Genomic DNA, 19,622 nt, shown 5'->3' with positions numbered 1-19,622 from the left:
CGAGCGGGCTTGCTCGCGTTGGACTGCGCAGCAGTCCCATTCCGGGGGCAAGCCCGCTCGCCACAATCCGCTTTAGAGGCTCAGCGACCGATTCGACGCCTTGATGAACTCTTTCTTCAAATCCTCAAACGTATGCACCGCCGGGAATTGCGGGAACTCGCGAATCACATTCTCCGGCGCATGGAACAGAATCCCACGGTCGGCCTCGCCCAACATGGTGGTGTCGTTGTAGGAGTCACCAGCGGCGATCACGCGGTAGTAAAGAGTCTTGAACGCTAATACCGACTGGCGCTTGGGGTCTTTCTGGCGCAGTTGGTAGCTCACCACCCTGTCGGATTCATCGGTGATGAGGCGGTGGCACAGCAGAGTCGGGAAACCCAGTTGGCGCATAAGCGGCTGGGAAAATTCGTAGAAGGTGTCGGACAGGATCACCACCTGAAAACGCTCGCGCAGCCAGTTGACGAACTCGATGGCGCCGTCCAAAGGCTTGAGCGTGGCGATCACTGCCTGGATATCGGCGAGCTTAAGCCCGTGCTCGTCGAGAATGCGCAGGCGCTGCTGCATCAGCACGTCGTAGTCAGGAATGTCCCGGGTGGTGGCCCGTAGCGATTCAATACCGGTTTTTTCGGCGAAGGCGATCCAGATTTCCGGTACCAGTACCCCTTCCAGGTCGAGACAGGCAATTTCCACAAGACACTCCTATTGGATGTTGTTAGTTGAGCGAGCAAAAGGACTGCCGAACTCTAGCGATTCAAGCTCGCCGCCGCAACGCGGAGCGGATTTTGATACCATCGCTCCCCTATAGAGCGCTCAGCGCCACTGACCTGTAGGAACCGTCCTGATGAACCAAGCCTTCGACGTCGCTGAACTCGCCGCGACTTACGCCAACAAATCCGCCCAGGACATTCTCAAGCTGGCGTTCAGCCAGTTCGGCGATGACCTGTGGATCTCCTTCAGCGGCGCCGAGGACGTGGTGCTGGTGGACATGGCCTGGAAGCTGAACAAGAACATCAAGGTGTTCAGCCTCGACACCGGCCGTCTGCACCCGGAGACCTACCGGTTTATCGAGCAGGTGCGCGACTTCTACAAGATCGACATCGAACTGATTTCGCCGGACCAGAGCAAGCTGGAGCCCTTCGTCAAGGAGAAAGGTCTGTTCAGCTTCTATAAGGATGGTCATGGCGAATGCTGCGGCGTGCGCAAGATCGAGCCGCTGCGCCGCAAGCTTTCGGGCGTGAGTGCCTGGGCCACCGGCCAACGCCGTGACCAGAGCCCTGGCACCCGCAGCCAAGTGGCGGCGCTGGAGATCGACACCGCCTTCTCTACCCCGGAACGCACCCTATACAAATTCAACCCGCTGGCGCAGATGAGCAGCGAAGAGATCTGGGGCTATATCCGCATGCTGGAGCTGCCATACAACAGCTTGCATGAGCGCGGTTTTATCAGCATCGGGTGTGAGCCGTGCACCCGGCCTGTGCTGCCGAACCAGCATGAGCGAGAGGGTCGTTGGTGGTGGGAAGAAGCCACGCAGAAAGAATGCGGGCTGCATGCCGGGAACATCATCAGCAAGGCCTAAGGGCTGACGCGGTTAGAAAATGTGGGAGGGGGCTCGCCCCCGATAGCGGCCTGTCAGTCAACCTATGTTTGACTGGAAAACCGCTATCGGGGGGCAAGCCCCCTCCCACATTTGTCTTGTGTTGAGTGTTGGAGATGTACACATACATGTAACCATCGGTGCCATTTATGTGTGCAATTCTTATTCGGCCGCACCATAACGTAACACCTCTCCCCTCCCCTCGATTGGCCTGGCGAATCGCATACTGGCAACCCAAAAATAAATAGCTGTTCAGTCGGTCAATTTATATCTCTTTAAATTCAGCTATTTATTTAACCAACCTATAAAAACGAAATTACCCAGGACTTTCATAGATCCAAAACTGGCACGCATGTGGCTTAAGGTGAATTGCGCTTTGTATACAATAAATACAAAACCTACATACACTTTGCCATCTGCCTCTTCCCGGCAGATATGCTGGAGCCTGCCGGAATGCGTACAAGCCTCTCGAACAATATCGCACTGGATCTGCCCTCCTCCGCCCTGAACCCGGACGCCGCATGCCCCGGCCCGTTAGTGCTCAGCCCACGCCTGCACAATAAAGACCTGGCGCCGACCAAGATCGAAGGCCGTCGATGGGGGCGCTACAGCATCTTTGCGTTGTGGACCAATGACGTGCACAACATCGCCAACTATTCGTTCGCCATTGGCTTATATGCACTGGGCCTCGGCGGCTGGCAGATCCTGTTATCCCTGGGGATCGGTGCGGCGCTGGTGTACTTCTTCATGAACTTGTCGGGGTATATGGGGCAAAAGACCGGCGTACCGTTTCCGGTCATCAGCCGTATCAGTTTTGGCATTCACGGCGCACAGATTCCCGCGTTGATCCGTGCGGTCATTGCGATTGCCTGGTTTGGTATCCAAACCTACCTGGCCTCAGTGGTTTTCCGCGTGCTGCTGACGGCAATTCATCCAGGGTTTGCCGACTATGACCACAACTCAATCCTCGGCCTGTCATCCCTTGGCTGGGCGTGTTTTGTGGCGATATGGTTCGTACAACTGGTGATCCTGGCCTACGGCATGGAGATGGTACGGCGCTATGAAGGCTTCGCCGGGCCGGTGATTTTGCTGACTGTGGCGTCGCTGGCCGGTTGGATGTACTTCCAGGCCGGCGGCAACATTGCCTGGTCGATCCGCGAACCGCTGAGCGGTGGCGAGATGTGGCGCAATATCTTTGCCGGCGGCGCGCTATGGCTGGCGATCTACGGCACGCTGATCCTCAACTTCTGCGACTTTGCACGCTCTTCGCCGTGCCGCAAGACCATTCTGGTCGGCAACTTCTGGGGCTTGCCCGTGAACATCCTGGTGTTTGCCGCAATCACCGTGCTGCTCTGCGGCGGACAATTCCAACTCAATGGCCGGGTGATCGAAAGCCCGACTGAAATCATCGCGGCCATCCCCAATACCTTCTTTCTCGTGCTGGGCTGCCTGGCGTTCCTGATCGTCACCGTGGCGGTGAACATCATGGCCAACTTCGTTGCGCCAGCCTTTGTGCTGAGCAACCTGGCGCCCAAGTACCTGAACTTCCGCCGTGCGGGTCTGATCAGCGCCACCGTGGCTGTATTGATCCTGCCGTGGAACCTCTACAACAGCCCGCTGGTGATCGTGTATTTCCTCTCTGGCCTCGGCGCACTGCTAGGCCCGTTGTACGGGGTGATCATGGTCGACTACTGGCTGATCCGTAAAAGCCAGGTGGACGTACCGCAGTTGTATAGCGAAAACCCGAATGGCGTTTATTACTACAGCCGTGGGGTGAATATGCGTGCAGTGGCCGCGTTTATTCCTGCGGCCATCATCGCCATCCTGCTGGCGCTGTTGCCGGGATTTGCCAGCGTCTCACCGTTTTCCTGGTTGTTTGGCGCCGGTATTGCAGGGTTGCTGTACCTGCTGATCGCCAAGCGCCAGCCGTTCTACGCCGATGTCAGCGGCGAAAGCATTGCCGTCGATAACGTCAGTCACTGAGTAAGGACCTTCCATGCGTATCCTCGTGGTCAACGTCAACACCACCGAATCCATCACTGAAACCATCGCCCAGCAAGCGCGGGCCGTGGCCTCGCCGGGCACTGAGATTGTCGGACTTACCCCGTACTTCGGCGCGGAATCGGTTGAAGGCAATTTTGAGAGCTACCTGGCCGCCATCGCCGTGATGGACCGGGTAATGGCTTACGACCAACCGTTCGATGCGGTGATCCAGGCCGGCTACGGCGAACACGGCCGGGAAGGTTTGCAAGAGTTATTGAATGTGCCGGTGGTGGATATCACCGAAGCGGCGGCCAGCACGGCGATGTTCCTGGGCCATGCCTATTCGGTGGTGACCACCCTGGACCGCACCGTGCCGCTGATCGAAGACCGCCTGAAACTTGCCGGCCTGTACCAGCGCTGCGCTTCAGTTCGGGCCAGTGGCATGGCGGTTTTGGAGCTGGAAGAAGACCCGTTGGCCGCGATGGAAGCCATCGTGCGCCAAGCGGAACTGGCCATCCGCGAGGACAAGGCCGAAGTGATTTGCCTGGGTTGCGGCGGCATGGCCGGGCTGGATGAGCAGATTCGCCAGCGCACCGGGGTGCCGGTGGTGGATGGCGTGACGGCGGCGGTGACCATCGCCGAATCCTTGGTGCGGCTGGGGTTGTCGACGTCGAAGATCCGGACTTACGCGACGCCTCGGCCGAAGAAGGTCATTGGCTGGCCGACCCGGTTCGGCCGCTGAAAATCAAATGTGGGAGCAAGCCACCTCCCACATTTCGAGCTGCGTCTGGTTTTAGATTGCGCTGAACCTTTGCCCCAGTTTTTTTTCGGCAAACTGCTCAATGATGAAGTCCACAAACGCCCGGGTCTTGCCGGGCAGCAGTTTGTGCTCGGCGTAGTAGATGGAAATATTGCCGTCGTCGACGTACCAGTCGGGCAATACCCTTACCACCTCGCCGCTGTCGAGGAACGGCACGGCCATGGGCATGCTCACCAGCGCAATTCCCAAGCCTTGAGCGCTGGCGCGGCAGGCGGCTTCGGAGTCGCTCATGGTCATGCCGGGTTTGAGCACCAGCGGGCGGCATTCACGTTCGACACTGGTCAACTGCCAGGAACGGATACGCCCGGTTTGCGGTGAGCGGATCAGGATACCTTTGCACCGCGACAGGTCTTCGGGCTCGCGCACCGGTGGGCGTTGCGCCAGGTAACCCGGTGAAGCCACCAGCACCCGGTGCGCGGGCGTCAACTTGCGCGCCACCACGCCTTGGGGCAGTTCAAAACCGCCGCCAATCGCGGCATCAAAGCCTTGGCCGATCAGGTCCACCTGGCGGTTATCAAAATGCCAGTCCGGGCTGATATCCGGGAAACGCCGCATAAACTCCCCCAGCAGCGGGACCACATAGCGATTGCCGAATACCGTGCCCATGCTGACCTTGAGCGTACCCACCGGTCGCCCTTCGGCGCTGGCCAGGTTGGCGACGGCGTTCTGGATAGTGGTAAGGCTGGCGCTGACCTCTTCTAGAAACAGCTTGCCGGCTTCAGTCAGCGTGAGGCGCCGGGTGCTGCGCTGGAAGAGCCGCACACCGAGGCGCGCTTCCAGCTTGGCGACGCTTTTACCGACCGCCGCCGGGGTCAGGCTCAAGTGCCGCGCCGCTTCGGCAAAGCTGCCACCTTCGGCACTGCGCACGAAGCATTCGATACTTCCAAAGCTTTCCATCACGCCCCACTCTAAACTTTTGGTTTACACAGACTATAGCAATCACGGTCTACCGGTAGGGCTGGGTGAAGTCGATACTCGGCTCCAACAACAAGGCAGCCTGCCTTGAACAGCCAGGAGATCGACATGACCACACTCAACCTCAGCGGCAAAGTCGCCTTGATTCAAGGCGGTTCCCGCGGTATCGGCGCCGCCATCGTCAAGCGCCTCGCCGCCCAAGGCGCAGCGGTCGCCTTTACCTATGTCAGCTCGGCCGCCAAGGCAGAAGAGTTGCAGAACAGCGTAATCAGCGCCGGCGGCAAAGCCCTGGCGATTCACGCCGACAGCGCCGATGCCACTGCGATCCGCAACGCGGTCAATGCCACCGTGGAAGCCTTTGGCCGCCTGGACATCCTGGTGAACAACGCTGGCGTGCTGGCCATCGCACCGCTGGAAGACTTCAAGCTGGAAGACTTCGACCAGACCTTGGCGATCAACGTGCGCAGCGTGTTTATCGCTACCCAGGAAGCCGCCAAGCATATGGGTGAAGGTGGTCGGGTGATCAACATCGGCAGCACCAATGCCGAACGCATGCCCTTTGGCGGAGGTGGCCCGTACGCGATGAGCAAAGCGGCGCTGGTGGGCCTGACCAAGGGGTTGGCGCGGGATCTGGGGCCGAGGGGCATCACCATCAATAATGTGCAGCCTGGGCCGGTGGACACCGATATGAACCCGGCAAACAGTGATTTTGCCGAGAGCCTGATCGGGTTAATGGCGGTGGGGCGTTACGGACATGTGGAAGAGATTGCCAGTTTCGTGGCCTATCTGGCCGGACCGGAAGCGGGGTATATCACCGGTGCCAGCCTGACCATTGATGGTGGGTTCAGCGCCTGATTTTCTGAATACCTGCAAAACCAAATTTTCTGAATCCCAGCAAAAACAAATGTGGGAGGGGGCTTGCTCCCGATGGCGGAGTGTCAGCCAGCTCAATGGTGACTGACACTCCGCCATCGGGAGCAAGCCCCCTCCCACATTTTTTACCGAGTAAGGTCAGGAGATTGGCGGCAAGCCATAGGCCGCCAGGTCAAAGTCCGCAAGCTTGCGGATGATCTGGTCGGCATGCTGGTACTTGCTGTCGGCCATGGCTTCGTCGGGCACGGCGATGGCGGTCATATGGGCGGCCTTCGCAGCCGTTACACCAAAGGGCGAATCCTCGAACACCAGGCAATCCTCAGGGGCAACGCCCAGGCGGCGTGCAGCGGTGAGGAAAATATCCGGCGCGGGTTTCGCGGCGCCAACTTCGGGGTCATCTGCGGTAACGATGGTCCCAAACAGGCTAAACCACTCGCGGTGCAACGTGGTTTTGTGGCCAAACGAATTGCGCGACGAACTGGTGCCCACGGCAATCGGAATGTTGTGTGCCTTCAAGTGCCGAACCAGCGCCTCGGCACCGGGCATGCCCAGGGCCTTTGGAAAGCGCTCGCTCATCAACGGTTCGCGAATTTCCAGAAACTGCGCCGGTGTGATCGGCAAGTCCAGTGCCTTGACCACGTAATCGGCCAGGTCCTGGGCGCCACGGCCAATAATATGCTGCTTGATCCCCCAATCATAAGTACGACCGTAGCGCTCGGCGATGATCTGCGTGACTTCGGTGTAGATGCCTTCTGTATCGAGCAACAACCCGTCCATATCGAAAATCACAGCCTTGATCGGGGCAACGGTACGTGGCGAATTCATCACAACAGATCCTTGGGAGGAAGGACTAAAAGGATTCAGCACAATAACGGTCCCGCTTACCTGCGGGCAACCCTTAGACTACGCCCTCCCCTTTTTGAAGCGCGCACAATGCTCTACCGTCTAGCTGCCGACAGCCTCGTGCTGTTTCACCTGTGTTTTATCCTGTTCGTATTATTCGGCGGGCTGCTGGCCCTTAAGTGGCGGCCGGTTATCTGGCTGCACTTGCCCGCTGCCGCGTGGGGCGTGGCCGTCGAGGTCTTTCACCTGCCGTGCCCACTCACGCGCTGGGAAAACTTGCTTCGCCATCTCGCCGGTCAAGACGGCTACGGCGGCGGATTCATCGAACACTACATTCTTACGCTCATCTATCCGGCTGGCCTGACTCCGCAGATTCAACTGGCGCTGGGTGCATTGGTGTTAGTGATCAATATCGCGGTGTATACGCGGCTGATTCGGCGTTACGTACAGCCTTGAGACAGCCGCACGGGTGAAGAATCAGACTCCCTCAGTCCCTTCATAGCCGCCGCCATGTCCGAAGCCTTCGAAGTCCCCAGCCCCCACGAAAAACACATCGAACACACCACCGAACATGCCCACGCAAGAGGAGACCGTTTCGCCAGCCGAATCGCCGTCATGACCGCGCTGATGGCCACTCTCGGCGCCATGCTCAGCTACCAGGCCGGTTCCACCGAAAGCGAAGCGGCGATGGACAAAAACAACGCGGCCATCATCAAGACCGAAGCCGCCAACCAGTGGAACTACTACCAGGCCAAATCCAGCCGCCAAAACCTGGCGGAGCTGGCCACCCATATTCCCGGCGTAGACGCTGCGCATTACAAGGGCGAGATCGAGCGCTACAAAAGCCAGAAGGAAGACGTGCGCCAGCAGGCAGAAAAGCTTGAGGCCACCTCGCGGGAATGGGATGAAAAATCAGAACAGGCGTTGCACCAGCACCACCGCTGGGCCCAGGCGATGACCGCGATTCAGATCGCGATTTCGCTGGCGGCAATTACGTTGCTCACAAGGAAGGAGTGGTTGAAGCGCATGGCGTATACGGCGGCGGGGGTGGCGGTGGTGTTAGGTAGCCTGGCGTGGTTGCACATCTGACGACGGGAAGATTGATTTCAATCCCCTGCCGGGGCGATTAAAGTACGCCCCCCGAGAATTGAATCTCGGGCTTTAGTCCATGGAGTTTCCCAGTGAAGTACATCAGTAAAGTGGTTGCAGCAGCCGTTCTCGGTTTCACGCTTGCAGGCTGCACCGGCACCGCCATCAAATCCCCGCAATACGACAGCAGCCAATACACCGTCCTGGGCCACAGTGAAGCCAGCGCCACCGGCATTATGCTGTTCGGCGTGATCCCGATCGGCCAGAACAGCCGTTTCGTGCGCGCACAGGATGCCGCCATCAAAGCAAAAGGCGGCGATGCGCTGATCAACACCCAAGTGCAGGAAAACTGGTTCTGGGCCTGGGTCCTCAGCGGTTACACCACCAAGATTTCCGGTGATGTGATCAAGCTGAAAACCGCGCAGTAAATCCGCTCGGGCTTTCACCTGAGCCCGCGACGTATCATGGGCCACCCTTTCGAGGATGCCCCATGAACCTCAGTATCCTCTGCGCACTCGCCGCCGCCGCCCTGTTCGGCGCCAGCACCCCGCTCGCCAAAAATCTCGGCCTGGGCCTCTCGCCCGTGCTGCTCGCCGGCCTGCTCTACCTCGGCAGCGGCGTCGGTCTCGCCTGCGTGCGCCTGATCCGTGATCGTGGCTGGAAACCCAGCGGACTGACCTCATCGGAATGGCCCTGGCTGCTCGGCGCCATCGCATTCGGCGGCATCCTCGGGCCTGTCGCGCTGATGTTCGGCCTGACCCGCACGGCCGGCGCAACCGCCGCCCTGATGCTCAACCTGGAATCAGTGCTGACCGCCGTCATCGCCTGGGTCGTGTTCAAGGAAAACGCTGACCGTCGCATCGTCCTGGGGATGATCGCCATCGTGCTGGGCGGCGTGGTGTTGTCATGGGCCGACGGCGGTGGCACGAGCCATGACTGGACGGGGCCGCTGGCGGTTGCCGTGGCGTGCCTGTGCTGGGGGATTGATAACAACCTGACGCGCAAAGTGTCTGCGTCGGACGCGCTGTTTATCGCCGGGACCAAGGGGTTGATTGCGGGGCTGGTGAATGGCGGGTTGGCGCTCTATTTCGGAGCGCAAATCCCGGGTATGGCGCAGCTGACGCCTATCTTGCTGTTTGGTTTTCTGGGCTATGGCATCAGCCTGGTGATGTTCGTGCTGGCGCTGCGCGGACTGGGCAGTGCACGCACGGGAGCCTATTTTTCCACCGCGCCGTTTCTGGGTGCCGCGATTGCGGTGCTGATGTTGGGTGAGTCAGTGACATTGGCTTTCTGGATTGCATCGGCGTTGATGGCCATGGGCGTTTGGCTGCACCTGACGGAACGGCATGCCCATAATCATCAGCATGAGGCCATGGAGCACGGACATCGGCATGTGCATGATGAACATCACCAACATGAGCATGGGTTTGAGTGGGATCCGGCTGAGCCCCATAGCCATGTGCATGTGCACAGTCCGCTGAGGCACAGCCATGCGCATTTTCCGGATGTGCATCATCGGCACAGGCATTGAGGGGCGATGGGCATGGCTCTGAGACCAACAGACGCCCGATCGGCTGGCTTTTATCCGCTAACTCAAGGTGCCAATAGCCCACATCGTGCCACTGACCGAGCTTATAACCGACTTGAGGATAGGTACCGATGTGTTGGAAGCCAAACCGCTCATGCAACTTGACGCTGCCTGAATTGGGCTGAGAAATGCCAGCATAGGCCGGACGATAGCCCTGCCGAACCAGAAGCTCGGTGCTGACTTGCATAAGCATATGCCGACCACCTTGCCTTCTCGAACCGCCACCAGATATGGATAGATCCGCAGCGTTAGCTCAATGCGCTGCTGTATCTCTTCAATACTAGGCGGCACCTCTTCAAAGGAAATAGCCGAGCCGGTCACTACCGAGGCATAGATAGCCTAGATAGCAACAGCATCTCCAAGCCGTGCCGCTCTGATTTCAATGGCCATTATTGAACTCAGATTGAACGCTGGTTCACGCGCGCCATGAGCTGTTCCGCGCTTTCCTTGCGTTCCGAGTAACGATCCACCAAAAACGCCTTTTGGTCACGCAGCAACAGGGTGAACTTCACCAGTTCCTCCATCACATCGACCACGCGATCGTAAAAAGCAGAAGGCTTCATTCGGCCTGCCTCGTCGAACTCCATATAGGCTTTCGGTACAGAGGATTGATTGGGTATCGTGAACATGCGCATCCAGCGACCCAGTACCCTCAACTGATTAACCACATTGAAGGACTGTGAACCACCGCAGACCTGCATCACGGCCAGGGTCTTTCCCTGGGTGGGGCGAACAGCGCCGAGTTCAAGAGGCACCCAATCGATCTGCGCCTTGAACACCGCTGACATCGCGCCATGCCGTTCTGGTGAACACCAGACCTGACCTTCCGACCACAACATCAGATCCCGCAGTTCCTGCACCTTAGGATGATTCACCGATGCGTCGTCGGGCAGTGGCAACCCACTAGGATTGAACACACGGGTTTGCGCACCAAAGTGCTCCAGTAAACGCGCAGCTTCTTCGACGAGGAGACGGCTGAAAGAGCGCTCGCGGGTCGACCCATACAGCAAGAGAATTCGAGGCTTTTGATCTTTCGGGCGAGATGCAATTGGCAGGGGGTCGAACAGAGAGAGGTCTAGGTTGGGCAGTTGCTCTGACATATGTCCTCCTTCTCAGTGTTTGCTGATTTGATCCAGCTCGCGTTTGAGTTCATCGCGGCTGAGGCTGTTGAAGGGAAGCGCAAAGAACGCTTTACAGCGTTTTTCGATGCAAGCGAGCGTGGCTCGGAAAGCGGCATCAACTTCTTCTTCGTCCCCCATCACATCGGAAGGATCTTCCAGGCCCCAATGAGCTTTCACGGCTGGGCCGAAATACACCGGGCAAGACTCACCTGCTGCCTTGTCGCATACGGTAATGACGATATCCGGAGGGTTATCTTCGAACGCTTCGTTGCCCTTGCTGCTCAAGCCTTCGATGGAAATGCCCGACTGGGTCAAAGTAGTCAAACTGCGAGGTAGCACCTGCCCCCTGGGAAAGCTTCCGGAGCTCACCGCTTTGAGACCCTCCGGCGCCAGGTGGTTGAACATGGCTTCTGAAAGAATGCTTCGGCAGCTGTTGGCCGTGCACATGAACAAGACTCGCATTAATTACTCCTTCCACTCTTCGCAGGCATTAAACACTTAGGCGCAGCGCCAGCTTCGATAGGGTTAACAGTTGGGATTAGCAGCAGGCAACATCGCGGACAGGGCGTCCATCCATATTCTGTAGACGGGAAGTGTCGCCCTGCAGCCAGTGAACGTTGGCTCGTAACGTCACTTGCAGGATCTCGTGCACCCAGCTGGGAAGGTCCGGATTTAAGCGGTAGTAAACCCAGAGTCCCTGCCGACGATCCAGCAGGAGACCAATGCTGCGTAACTGTGCGAGGTGACGGCTGATCTTCGATTGGCTGTCGCCGAGAGCGCACATCAGTTCGCAGACGCAGAGTTCTCCTTGGGAGGCAATCAGCAAAGTAGCGCGTGCGCGAGTTTCCTCAGCAAGGCTCTTAAACACTTCTGGAGGCGTAATCATGTGGGCCACTTGCTATATGTGAATAACCGAATATACGGATACACACATATTTAAAGCAAGCTATCGATCGGGTGGGTTTCTTTGGGGCGATGGTAACCGTACGCAGGACCTTCGTGAGCGCCCATACGAGATGACCCTGTCGCAAACCCGCTAATGGGGCTTTTTTTGAATGCCAAAAACCACAAACCCCCGACTTTCTCTAGGAAAATCAGGGGTTTGTGTTTACTTAATGTGGCGGTGAAGGAGAGATTCGAACTCTCGATACAATTTCTTGTATACACACTTTCCAGGCGTGCTCCTTAAGCCACTCGGACACTTCACCGTATCTCGTCAAACCAGTTCAGTCTGTCGAGGCGCGCTAATGTAGTCGAAAGCCTTTCTGATGGCAAAGGTTTTTTTCAGAATTTTCATGCGGTTAGACGGTTATACCGGAATGGGTCCGCGGGAGGACGGTGATTATGCCAATCTCGGGGAGGGTTCAGAGGGTCTTCGCTGGGTACTGTGCCCGGCTGCAGGCCATTTTCGACCAGGGATACGGGAAAAGGCTGACTGGCCAGTCAGTCATTGCGCTTTACCGGAACGGGCGTGGTGGGTAACGTCTGCTGCATTCTTCTATAACAAGTCCTACAAGGAACCGCGTCATGAGTGAGTTGATTGCCTACCACCTCGAAGACGGTATCGCGACCCTGACCTTGAGCAACGGCAAGGTGAATGCCATTTCTCCGGATGTTGTCAGTGCGTTCAATACAGCGCTGGACCAAGCCGAGAAAGATCGGGCGGTGGTGGTGATCACCGGCACGCCGGGGATTTTGTCGGGTGGTTATGATTTGAAAGTGATGACGGCAGGCCCTAAAGAGGCCATCGGCCTGGTCACGTCGGGCTCGACGTTGGCGCGTCGTCTGTTGTCGCACCCATTCCCGGTAATTGTGGCGTGCCCTGGGCATGCCGTGGCCAAGGGCGCGTTTCTGTTGCTGTCGGCCGATTATCGGATTGGGGTGGAAGGCCCGTTCAGCATCGGCCTGAATGAAGTGGCAATCGGCATGACCATGCACCACGCAGGGATCGAGCTGGCGCGGGATCGTCTGCGCAAGTCGGCGTTCCACCGCTCGGTGATCAATGCCGAGATGTTTGACCCGCAGGGCGCGTTGCAGGCCGGTTTCCTCGACAAGGTGGTGGCGCCTGAAGAACTGCACGCAGCGGCACTGGAAGCGGCGCGCCAGTTGAAGAAGATCAATATGAATGCCCACAAGCACACCAAGTTGAAAGTGCGTAAAGCGCTCCTGGAAGCCTTGGACGATGCAATTATCCAGGATCAGGGCCACAACCTGAGCTAAGTCCCTACACCTGCTGTGCCAGAGCCCGACCTTGTGTCGGGCTTTTTCTTACACGTAAATCCGAAACGCCCCTAGCCGCTCTAGCCAGCCAGTGTCGGCACATGTTGAAACATACGCTTAAACATCGCCTATCTCCGACCTCTACCTGGGTAATTGCCGAAGTCAGTGCACATCCGTACACTGCGCCACCTTTTGTCCCGATAGGCCGTGTCGATGCTTTTTCTGCTGCGTATGTTGTTGATGGGCCTGCACTTTATGGTGGCGGGTGTGCTCGGGGTTTTTCTAGGTATCTGCCGGCCGTTCAACCCGGACAACAGCCGCCTGTGCGCGCGCCTGTATGCGCTGCCCGCGATGCGCATCTTGCGATTGAACGTGAAGGCCGATGTCGACTCGCTGCGCAACAAGCCCGGCACCTGCGTGGTCATCGCCAACCACCAGTCCAACTATGACCTGTTCGTGGTGGGCACTGTAGTGCCCCATCGCACAGTGTGTATTGCCAAAAAGAGCCTGAAATGGGTGCCGTTGTTCGGCCAGTTGTTCTGGCTGGCAGGCAATGTGTTGATCGACCGCGGCAATGCGCACAAGGCGCGCCGTGCGATGCTGACCACCACCCATACGCTGCAACACAAAGACACGTCGATCTGGGTGTTCCCGGAAGGCACGCGCAATCTGGGCAAGGGCCTGCTGCCGTTCAAAAAAGGCGCGTTTCATATGGCGATTGCGGCGGGTGTACCTATCGTGCAGGTGTGCGTCAGCAATTACGTCGTTCATATGAAGCTTAATCGCTGGAACAGTGGTGATGTGCTCATACGTTCTTTGCCACCCGTTCCTACAGCCGGGCTGACAGCGAATGACGTCCCTGCATTGATGCAGGCGTGTCAGGCGCAGATGGATGCATGCATTGCAGAACTGGACCGCGAAGTGCAGTCCGCCTGAACACGTTATTTGGGCGCTCCTTCCCCATCGCGAGCAACCTCGCTCACCACACAAAGCTCGCCGCAACGACGTCTACAACGGAACGCCATTCAAGCTAAGCTGCCCAACATCTGTCCTCCAAACAAGAAGTGATCAGCACCATGGGTAGAGTTGTTGCGGCAGCCGTCTACAGCGCCGGTAAGAAAGTCTCTGATATCACCCTTGATGAAGGCGCCGCCTGGGCCGCCAAGCCCGGGCATTTTGTGTGGATCGGCCTGGAAGAGCCCGATGCCCAGGAGCTAGCCAACCTGCAGCGCCAGTTCAACCTGCATGAACTGGCCATCGAAGACGCCCTGGAAAAACACAGCCGCCCCAAGCTCGAAACCTTCGGCGATGCGCTTTTTATCGTCACCTATTCGCCAGTGCGCGAGAACGGCAAGCTGGAGTTTATCGAGACCCACATCTTTGCCGGCACCGGCTATATCATCACCGCCCGCAACGGTCACTCAGCGTCCTACGGCTTTGTGCGCCAACGCTGTGAGGCGCGCCCGCTGTTGCTGGAGCATGGGGAAGATTTCGTACTCTATGCATTGCTGGATTTCGTCACCGAAAACTACCAGCCGGTCAGCGAGGCGATCCACGCCGAGATCGATGAACTGGAGCGCAACGTACTGTGCAGTTCACTGAGCGAACGCGATATTCAGAAGATCCACGGTCTGCGCCGCGATGTGCTGCGGCTCAAGCGATATGTCGCGCCGATGGTGGAGATCAGCCAGGAGTTGCAGAAGCTGAGCTTCCCGTTTATCGACAAGAACATGCGCCCGTATTTTCGTGATGTGCAGATCCACGTGACACGCCAGATGGAGGACCTCACCACCCTGCGCGACATCGCCAGCCAGACGATCGAAATCGGTGTGTTGCTGGAGGCGTCACGCCAGAGCGTGGTGCAGCGCAAGTTTGCCGCGTGGGCGGCGATCCTGGCATTCCCCACCGCGGTGGCAGGGATTTATGGGATGAACTTCCAGAACATGCCCGAGCTGCAATGGCACTATGGCTATTTTGCGGTGCTCGGGTTTATTGCGGTGGGATGCACCAGCCTGTGGGCCAGTTTCAAACGCTCGGGCTGGCTTTAAGCTTTGTGCGCCACAAACCGCATCATCCATTCCGCCACGGTGGCGCCGTGGTGGTCGCGCTCCAGGCTGGCGACACCATTCGTGTAAACCGTTTCCCCGAGGGTTGTCTGAAGAATCTCCAGCAACTCGCGCGAATAGTCGTGGATAAATTCCGGGTGGCCTTGGAAGCACAGCACCTGGTCGCCAATGTGATACGCCGCGAACGGGCAAAAATCGCTGGAGGCGATGACCGTGGCATTGTCCGGCAAGCTAGTGACTTGGTCCTGGTGACTGATCAACAGCGTCAACTCAGGCACCTCAGGGCTCATCCACGGGGCCTTGGCATCGAGTTTGTAGTCATGAATGCCCATCCCCCAGCCTTTGCTGGCGCGCTCAGTCTTGCCGCCGAGCAGCAATGCCAACAACTGGTGACCGAAGCAGATACCGAGCAATTTGTCGCCACGCTCATAGCGCTGCAGCAAGTAGGTCTTGAGGGTCTGGATCCAAGGGTCGGTACCGAAGGAATCGGCCTTGCTGCCGGTAACGAGGTAGGCATCAAACACTTCAGCGTCTGACGGATATTCGCCCTGCACCACGTTGTAAACCACAAACTCGGCAGCAATCGGCTGCTTGGAGAACAGGCGCTTGAACATCTGCCCGTAACCTTGGTACTGATCGATCAAGCCTGGACGCAGGATATCGGTTTCCAGGATGCAGACGCGTAGCGACATAAAAAATACCTGACACGGCGATGGGAATATTGAACACCCAGAGCCTGCCTTGAAACACCCCTTCAAGGCAAGCCCCTCCATTAATCACCGAAACACTTCACTCCTCGCCGCTTTCTCCAGCAACAACACTGGCGGCGCAAAGCGCTCCCCATATTGCTCAGCCAGATAACGCGCACGGGCGATGAAGTCGTTCAAGCCGTACTGATTGATAAACTGCAACGCCCCACCGCTCCACGCCGCAAAACCAATGCCGAAGATCGATCCCACATTGGCATCAGCGGTGGACATCAACACGCCCTCCTCCACACAGCGCACAGTTTCGATGGCTTGGATAAACAGCAAACGGTCGCGCACATCCTGTGGCGAAATCTGCTGGCCCGGCCGTTCAAAGCGGGCTTTCAACTCCGGCCACAGGTACTTCTGCCCTCCAGCGGGATACTCGTAAAAACCGCCACCCGCCGCCTTGCCCGCGCGTTTGTATTCATTCACCAACAGATCGATGACCGCCGTTGCCGGATGCCCTGGCACCGTCTTACCTTCGGCCTGCAAATCCTTGGCCGTCTGCTGTCGGATATGGCTCATCAGGCTGAGGGACACTTCATCGGACACCGCCAGCGGCCCCACCGGCATACCGGCCTTGCGCGCCTCGGTCTCGATCATCGGCGCGGCCACACCTTCACCGAGCATGGCGATGCCTTCATTGGTGAACGTGCCGAACACCCGCGAGGTGAAGAAGCCGCGGCTGTCGTTGACCACAATCGGAGTTTTCTTGATTTGCAGGACGAAATCGAAACCTCGGGCCAGGGTTTCGTCCGAGGTCTGGGCGCCCTTGATGATTTCAACCAGAGGCATCTTGTCCACCGGGCTGAAAAAATGCAGGCCGATAAATTTGCCTTGATCCGCCACAGCTCTAGCAAGGCCGGTGATGGGCAACGTTGAGGTATTGGAGGCGATCACCGCGTCGGCTCCGACCACATGTTGCGCGGCGGCCGAAACCTTGGCCTTAAGTTCACGGTCTTCGAAAACGGCCTCAATGATCAAATCGCAGCCGACCAAATCAGCATCCGAGGTAGTAGGGTAAATCCGCGCCAAGGTGGCTTCCCGCTGCTCGGCGGTCAATTGCCCACGGCTGACCTTCTTGTCCAGCAGCGCGGCCGAATGTGCCTTGCCCTTCTCGGCGGCGGCCTGGGTGACGTCCTTGAGCACCACCTCGATCCCCGCACAGGCGCTGACATACGCAATTCCAGCCCCCATCATCCCGGCACCAAGCACACCCACTTTGCGTGTCACGTAAGGTGAAAAACCCTTGGGTCGCGAGCTGCCGGCGTTGATTTCATTGAGTTGGAACCAGAAGGTGCCAATCATGTTTTTCGCCACTTGCCCGGTGACTAGCTCGGTGAAGTAACGGGTTTCGATCAGGTGCGCGGTGTCGAAGTCCACCTGAGCGCCTTCAACGGCAGCACAGAGGATTTTCTCTGGAGCCGGAAAACAGCCATTGGTTTTGCTGCGCAGGATCGACGGTGCAATCGCCAGCATCTGCGCGACTTTTGGGTTCGATGGAGTGCCGCCGGGAATCTGGTACGACTTGCTGTCCCAGGGTTGTTTAGCCTCGGGATTGCTGAGAATCCAAGCGCGGGACTTGGCCAGCAGCCCATCGCGGTCCACCGCCAACTCGTTGATCAACCCCGCCTGGAGTGCCTGTTGCGGCCGTACTTTTTTACCTTCCAGCAAATACGGCAGGGCTTTTTCCAAGCCGAGCATGCGCACCATACGCACCACGCCACCGCCGCCCGGCAGCAAGCCGAGGGTGACTTCCGGCAATCCAAGCTGCACCGATTTGTCATCCAGCGCGACACGGTAATGACAGGCCAGGCAAATCTCCCAGCCGCCGCCCAGCGCCGCGCCGTTGATCGCGGCCACGACCGGCTTGCCGAGGGTTTCCAAGCGACGCAACTGCGCTTTAAGCACCAACACGCTCTCATAGAAATCCTTGGCGTGGGACTTCTCGACCTTGATCAATTCATTGAGGTCACCGCCCGCGAAAAAAGTCTTCTTTGCAGAAGTGATAATCACGCCGGCAATGTGGTCCTTTTCCGACTCAAGGCGCAGAACCGCAGCGGCCATGGCATCGCGGTAAACACCGTTCATGGTGTTGGCGCTCTGGCCGGGCATGTCGAGAGTCAGCACCACAATTTGGTCCTGGCCTTTTTCGTAACGAATGGCATCGGTCATTAGAAATTCCTTAGGCTCAGAGACGTTCGATAATAGTGGCGATGCCCATGCCACCGCCGACACACAGGGTGGCCAGGCCGTAGCGCTGCCGGCGCACTTCAAGCTCGTCAAGCAGAGTGCCAAGGATCGCGCAACCAGTGGCGCCCAACGGGTGGCCCATTGCGATGGAACCGCCGTTGACGTTGACGCGTGCGGCATCGATGCCCATGTCCTTGATGAATTTGAGCACCACTGAGGCAAAGGCCTCGTTGACCTCGAACAGATCGATGTCTTCCACGCGCAAACCGGCCTTGGCCAAGGCTTTTCGTGTGGCTGGCGCGGGCCCCGTGAGCATGATGGTGGGATCAGTGCTGGTAACCGCCGTGGCGACGATGCGCGCCCGCGGTTGCAAACCCAGTTCGCGACCCTTCGCTTCAGAGCCGATCAACATCAGTGCGGCGCCGTCGACAATGCCGGAGCTATTACCCGGGGTATGTACGTGGTTGATGCGTTCCACATGGCTGTAGACCCGCAGAGCCGTAGCATCGAAGCCCATTTGCCCCATCATCTCAAAGCTCGGTTTGAGATTGCCCAGGCCTTCAAGGGTCGAGTCGCCACGGATAAATTCGTCATGGTCCAGCAGGACAATACCGTTCTGGTCCTGCACCGCGATCAACGACTTGCTGAAGGAACCATCGGCACTGGCCCTGGCCGCTTTCTGCTGGGACTGCAGGGCAAAGCTATCGACATCCTGGCGACTGAAACCCTCCAGGGTGGCGATCAGATCCGCGCCGATGCCTTGGGGTGTGAAGTGGCTGTGCAGGTTGGTCTGCGGGTCCAGCACCCAGGCACCGCCATCGCTGCCCATGGGCACACGGGACATAGACTCGACTCCGCCGACCACCACCAGGTTTTCAAAGCCGGAGCGCACTTTCATCGCCCCCAGGTTCACTGCTTCAAGGCCCGAGGCGCAGAAGCGGTTGACCTGTACGCCAGCCACGCTGATCGCCCAGTTCGCTACCAAGGCGGCGGTCTTGGCGATGTCGGCGCCTTGGTCGCCCACTGGGGTGACGCAGCCGAGCACGATGTCATCCACTTGGTGGGTGTCGAGGTCGCTGCGTTGCGCCAGCGCCGTGAGCAGACCTGCCACCAGATTTACCGGTTTCACGCTGTGCAAGGCGCCGTCTGCCTTGCCTTTGCCCCGGGGCGTGCGTATCGCATCAAAGATCAAAGCTTGGGTCATGACATCCTCGAACCATTGCGCAGTAGTGCCCTTACCTTAGGCCCGATTGACACGGTTTCAATGACGGATGCGCTCATTGCTTTTGACCCCCACGCTCGGACGAACGGTAGGCCCCTAAGCGCATAGGCTGATTAATCGTTTTAGCTGTCTAGCCAAGGCATTGGCGCCAAGATGGCGTTCTGCCTCATGCCTTTTTAAGCTGAAATCCTGATTAGCTGATATGAAATGGATCTAAGCCGCGAAGAACGAGGGCTCTAAGGTTCAATCAGTAAGATGTTGCTGCCGGGTTTTGCTGGAGCAACTGTAAGAAAAGTGACACGTCATAGCGCCATACTGAAATAAAACGGCACGTATTTGACGCTCA

20 protein-coding genes, 1 tRNA gene and 1 pseudogene are annotated in these 19,622 nt (G+C 58.1%); 11 read left to right on the top strand and 11 right to left on the bottom strand.

What is annotated here, in order from left to right; translation table 11 throughout:
* Window positions 1–72 precede the first annotated feature (72 nt).
* Window positions 73–690: a bifunctional phosphoserine phosphatase/homoserine phosphotransferase ThrH gene (thrH, locus tag ACVWXD_RS02870; RefSeq protein ID WP_032887558.1), complete on the bottom strand. Its 618-nt coding sequence runs from the start codon at window positions 688–690 to the stop codon at window positions 73–75.
* 151 nt (window positions 691–841) lie between these two features.
* Here thrH and ACVWXD_RS02865 point away from each other — a divergent pair, with 151 nt between their 5' ends.
* The 3 genes from ACVWXD_RS02865 (at window position 842) to ACVWXD_RS02855 (ending at window position 4,319) form a co-directional block, all read left to right on the top strand.
* Complete coding sequence (locus ACVWXD_RS02865; RefSeq protein WP_457370656.1) at window positions 842–1,576, top strand: phosphoadenylyl-sulfate reductase; 735 nt, start codon at window positions 842–844, stop codon at window positions 1,574–1,576.
* Between the two features lie 471 nt (window positions 1,577–2,047).
* Entirely contained in the window at window positions 2,048–3,577 is a 1,530-nt protein-coding gene (locus ACVWXD_RS02860) for an NCS1 family nucleobase:cation symporter-1 (protein ID WP_095185337.1), read from the top strand.
* Window positions 3,578–3,590: 13 nt separating this feature from the next.
* Window positions 3,591–4,319, top strand: a complete 729-nt coding sequence (locus tag ACVWXD_RS02855; protein ID WP_032887552.1) for an aspartate/glutamate racemase family protein — start codon at window positions 3,591–3,593, stop codon at window positions 4,317–4,319.
* Between the two features lie 51 nt (window positions 4,320–4,370).
* Here the strand turns inward: ACVWXD_RS02855 and ACVWXD_RS02850 are convergent, their stop codons facing one another.
* Window positions 4,371–5,294 carry a LysR family transcriptional regulator gene (locus ACVWXD_RS02850; RefSeq protein ID WP_099602934.1) on the bottom strand — a complete coding sequence of 308 codons (924 nt, stop codon included), beginning with the start codon at window positions 5,292–5,294 and terminating at the stop codon, window positions 4,371–4,373.
* Between the two features lie 126 nt (window positions 5,295–5,420).
* Between ACVWXD_RS02850 and ACVWXD_RS02845 the strand changes: the two genes are divergently transcribed.
* Window positions 5,421–6,167, top strand: a complete 747-nt coding sequence (locus ACVWXD_RS02845; RefSeq protein WP_099602933.1) for a 3-oxoacyl-ACP reductase family protein — start codon at window positions 5,421–5,423, stop codon at window positions 6,165–6,167.
* Window positions 6,168–6,323: 156 nt separating this feature from the next.
* Here the strand turns inward: ACVWXD_RS02845 and ACVWXD_RS02840 are convergent, their stop codons facing one another.
* A complete protein-coding gene (locus ACVWXD_RS02840; protein WP_095185335.1) occupies window positions 6,324–7,010 on the bottom strand; it encodes an HAD-IA family hydrolase in 687 nt (228 codons plus the stop codon).
* Between the two features lie 108 nt (window positions 7,011–7,118).
* Here ACVWXD_RS02840 and ACVWXD_RS02835 point away from each other — a divergent pair, with 108 nt between their 5' ends.
* From ACVWXD_RS02835 to ACVWXD_RS02820, 4 genes are all read left to right on the top strand, one after another.
* Entirely contained in the window at window positions 7,119–7,484 is a 366-nt protein-coding gene (locus ACVWXD_RS02835) for a DUF2784 domain-containing protein (protein ID WP_032887544.1), read from the top strand.
* Window positions 7,485–7,538: 54 nt separating this feature from the next.
* Window positions 7,539–8,117 carry a DUF4337 family protein gene (locus tag ACVWXD_RS02830; RefSeq protein ID WP_122754503.1) on the top strand — a complete coding sequence of 193 codons (579 nt, stop codon included), beginning with the start codon at window positions 7,539–7,541 and terminating at the stop codon, window positions 8,115–8,117.
* Between the two features lie 92 nt (window positions 8,118–8,209).
* A complete protein-coding gene (locus ACVWXD_RS02825; RefSeq protein ID WP_032887540.1) occupies window positions 8,210–8,545 on the top strand; it encodes a hypothetical protein in 336 nt (111 codons plus the stop codon).
* A 62-nt stretch (window positions 8,546–8,607) separates the two neighbouring features.
* Window positions 8,608–9,648, top strand: coding sequence for an EamA family transporter (locus ACVWXD_RS02820; RefSeq protein ID WP_457370655.1), 1,041 nt, complete (start codon window positions 8,608–8,610; stop codon window positions 9,646–9,648).
* A gap of 25 nt (window positions 9,649–9,673) precedes the next feature.
* Here the strand turns inward: ACVWXD_RS02820 and ACVWXD_RS02815 are convergent.
* The 5 genes and pseudogenes from ACVWXD_RS02815 to ACVWXD_RS02795 all read right to left on the bottom strand — a co-directional run.
* Window positions 9,674–10,041 (bottom strand): annotated as a pseudogene (locus ACVWXD_RS02815) (N-acetyltransferase family protein); the annotation flags it as partial.
* 62 nt (window positions 10,042–10,103) lie between these two features.
* On the bottom strand, window positions 10,104–10,805 hold the full coding sequence (gene arsH, locus ACVWXD_RS02810; RefSeq protein WP_032887537.1) for an arsenical resistance protein ArsH: 702 nt from the start codon (window positions 10,803–10,805) through the stop codon (window positions 10,104–10,106).
* Between the two features lie 12 nt (window positions 10,806–10,817).
* A complete protein-coding gene (locus tag ACVWXD_RS02805; RefSeq protein ID WP_457370654.1) occupies window positions 10,818–11,288 on the bottom strand; it encodes an arsenate reductase ArsC in 471 nt (156 codons plus the stop codon).
* Between the two features lie 76 nt (window positions 11,289–11,364).
* The gene (locus ACVWXD_RS02800; RefSeq protein ID WP_457370653.1) at window positions 11,365–11,712 is read right to left on the bottom strand and encodes a metalloregulator ArsR/SmtB family transcription factor; all 348 of its coding nucleotides are present in this window, start codon (window positions 11,710–11,712) and stop codon (window positions 11,365–11,367) included.
* A gap of 232 nt (window positions 11,713–11,944) precedes the next feature.
* Window positions 11,945–12,034 (bottom strand) — tRNA-Ser (locus ACVWXD_RS02795).
* A 319-nt stretch (window positions 12,035–12,353) separates the two neighbouring features.
* Here ACVWXD_RS02795 and ACVWXD_RS02790 point away from each other — a divergent pair.
* From ACVWXD_RS02790 to ACVWXD_RS02780, 3 genes are all read left to right on the top strand, one after another.
* A complete protein-coding gene (locus ACVWXD_RS02790; RefSeq protein ID WP_032887461.1) occupies window positions 12,354–13,046 on the top strand; it encodes a crotonase/enoyl-CoA hydratase family protein in 693 nt (230 codons plus the stop codon).
* A 213-nt stretch (window positions 13,047–13,259) separates the two neighbouring features.
* Complete coding sequence (locus ACVWXD_RS02785) at window positions 13,260–13,982, top strand: lysophospholipid acyltransferase family protein (protein WP_095185333.1); 723 nt, start codon at window positions 13,260–13,262, stop codon at window positions 13,980–13,982.
* A gap of 140 nt (window positions 13,983–14,122) precedes the next feature.
* Window positions 14,123–15,094 carry a magnesium and cobalt transport protein CorA gene (locus ACVWXD_RS02780; RefSeq protein WP_032887457.1) on the top strand — a complete coding sequence of 324 codons (972 nt, stop codon included), beginning with the start codon at window positions 14,123–14,125 and terminating at the stop codon, window positions 15,092–15,094.
* On the opposite strand, the gene ACVWXD_RS02775 is transcribed toward ACVWXD_RS02780, so the two are convergent.
* The 3 genes from ACVWXD_RS02775 to ACVWXD_RS02765 form a co-directional block, all read right to left on the bottom strand.
* Window positions 15,091–15,804: an amidotransferase gene (locus ACVWXD_RS02775; protein WP_457370652.1), complete on the bottom strand. Its 714-nt coding sequence runs from the start codon at window positions 15,802–15,804 to the stop codon at window positions 15,091–15,093. The genes ACVWXD_RS02780 and ACVWXD_RS02775 overlap by 4 nt on opposite strands.
* A gap of 84 nt (window positions 15,805–15,888) precedes the next feature.
* Window positions 15,889–18,036 (bottom strand): 3-hydroxyacyl-CoA dehydrogenase NAD-binding domain-containing protein, encoded by a 2,148-nt coding sequence (locus ACVWXD_RS02770; protein WP_457370651.1) that lies wholly within the window; start codon window positions 18,034–18,036, stop codon window positions 15,889–15,891.
* Window positions 18,037–18,052: 16 nt separating this feature from the next.
* Complete coding sequence (locus ACVWXD_RS02765) at window positions 18,053–19,258, bottom strand: acetyl-CoA C-acetyltransferase (protein WP_260368193.1); 1,206 nt, start codon at window positions 19,256–19,258, stop codon at window positions 18,053–18,055.
* Window positions 19,259–19,622 lie beyond the last annotated feature (364 nt).

Source organism: Pseudomonas sp. TE3911 (assembly GCF_054062775.1).
This window is presented reverse-complemented; position numbering and strand designations above follow the sequence as displayed.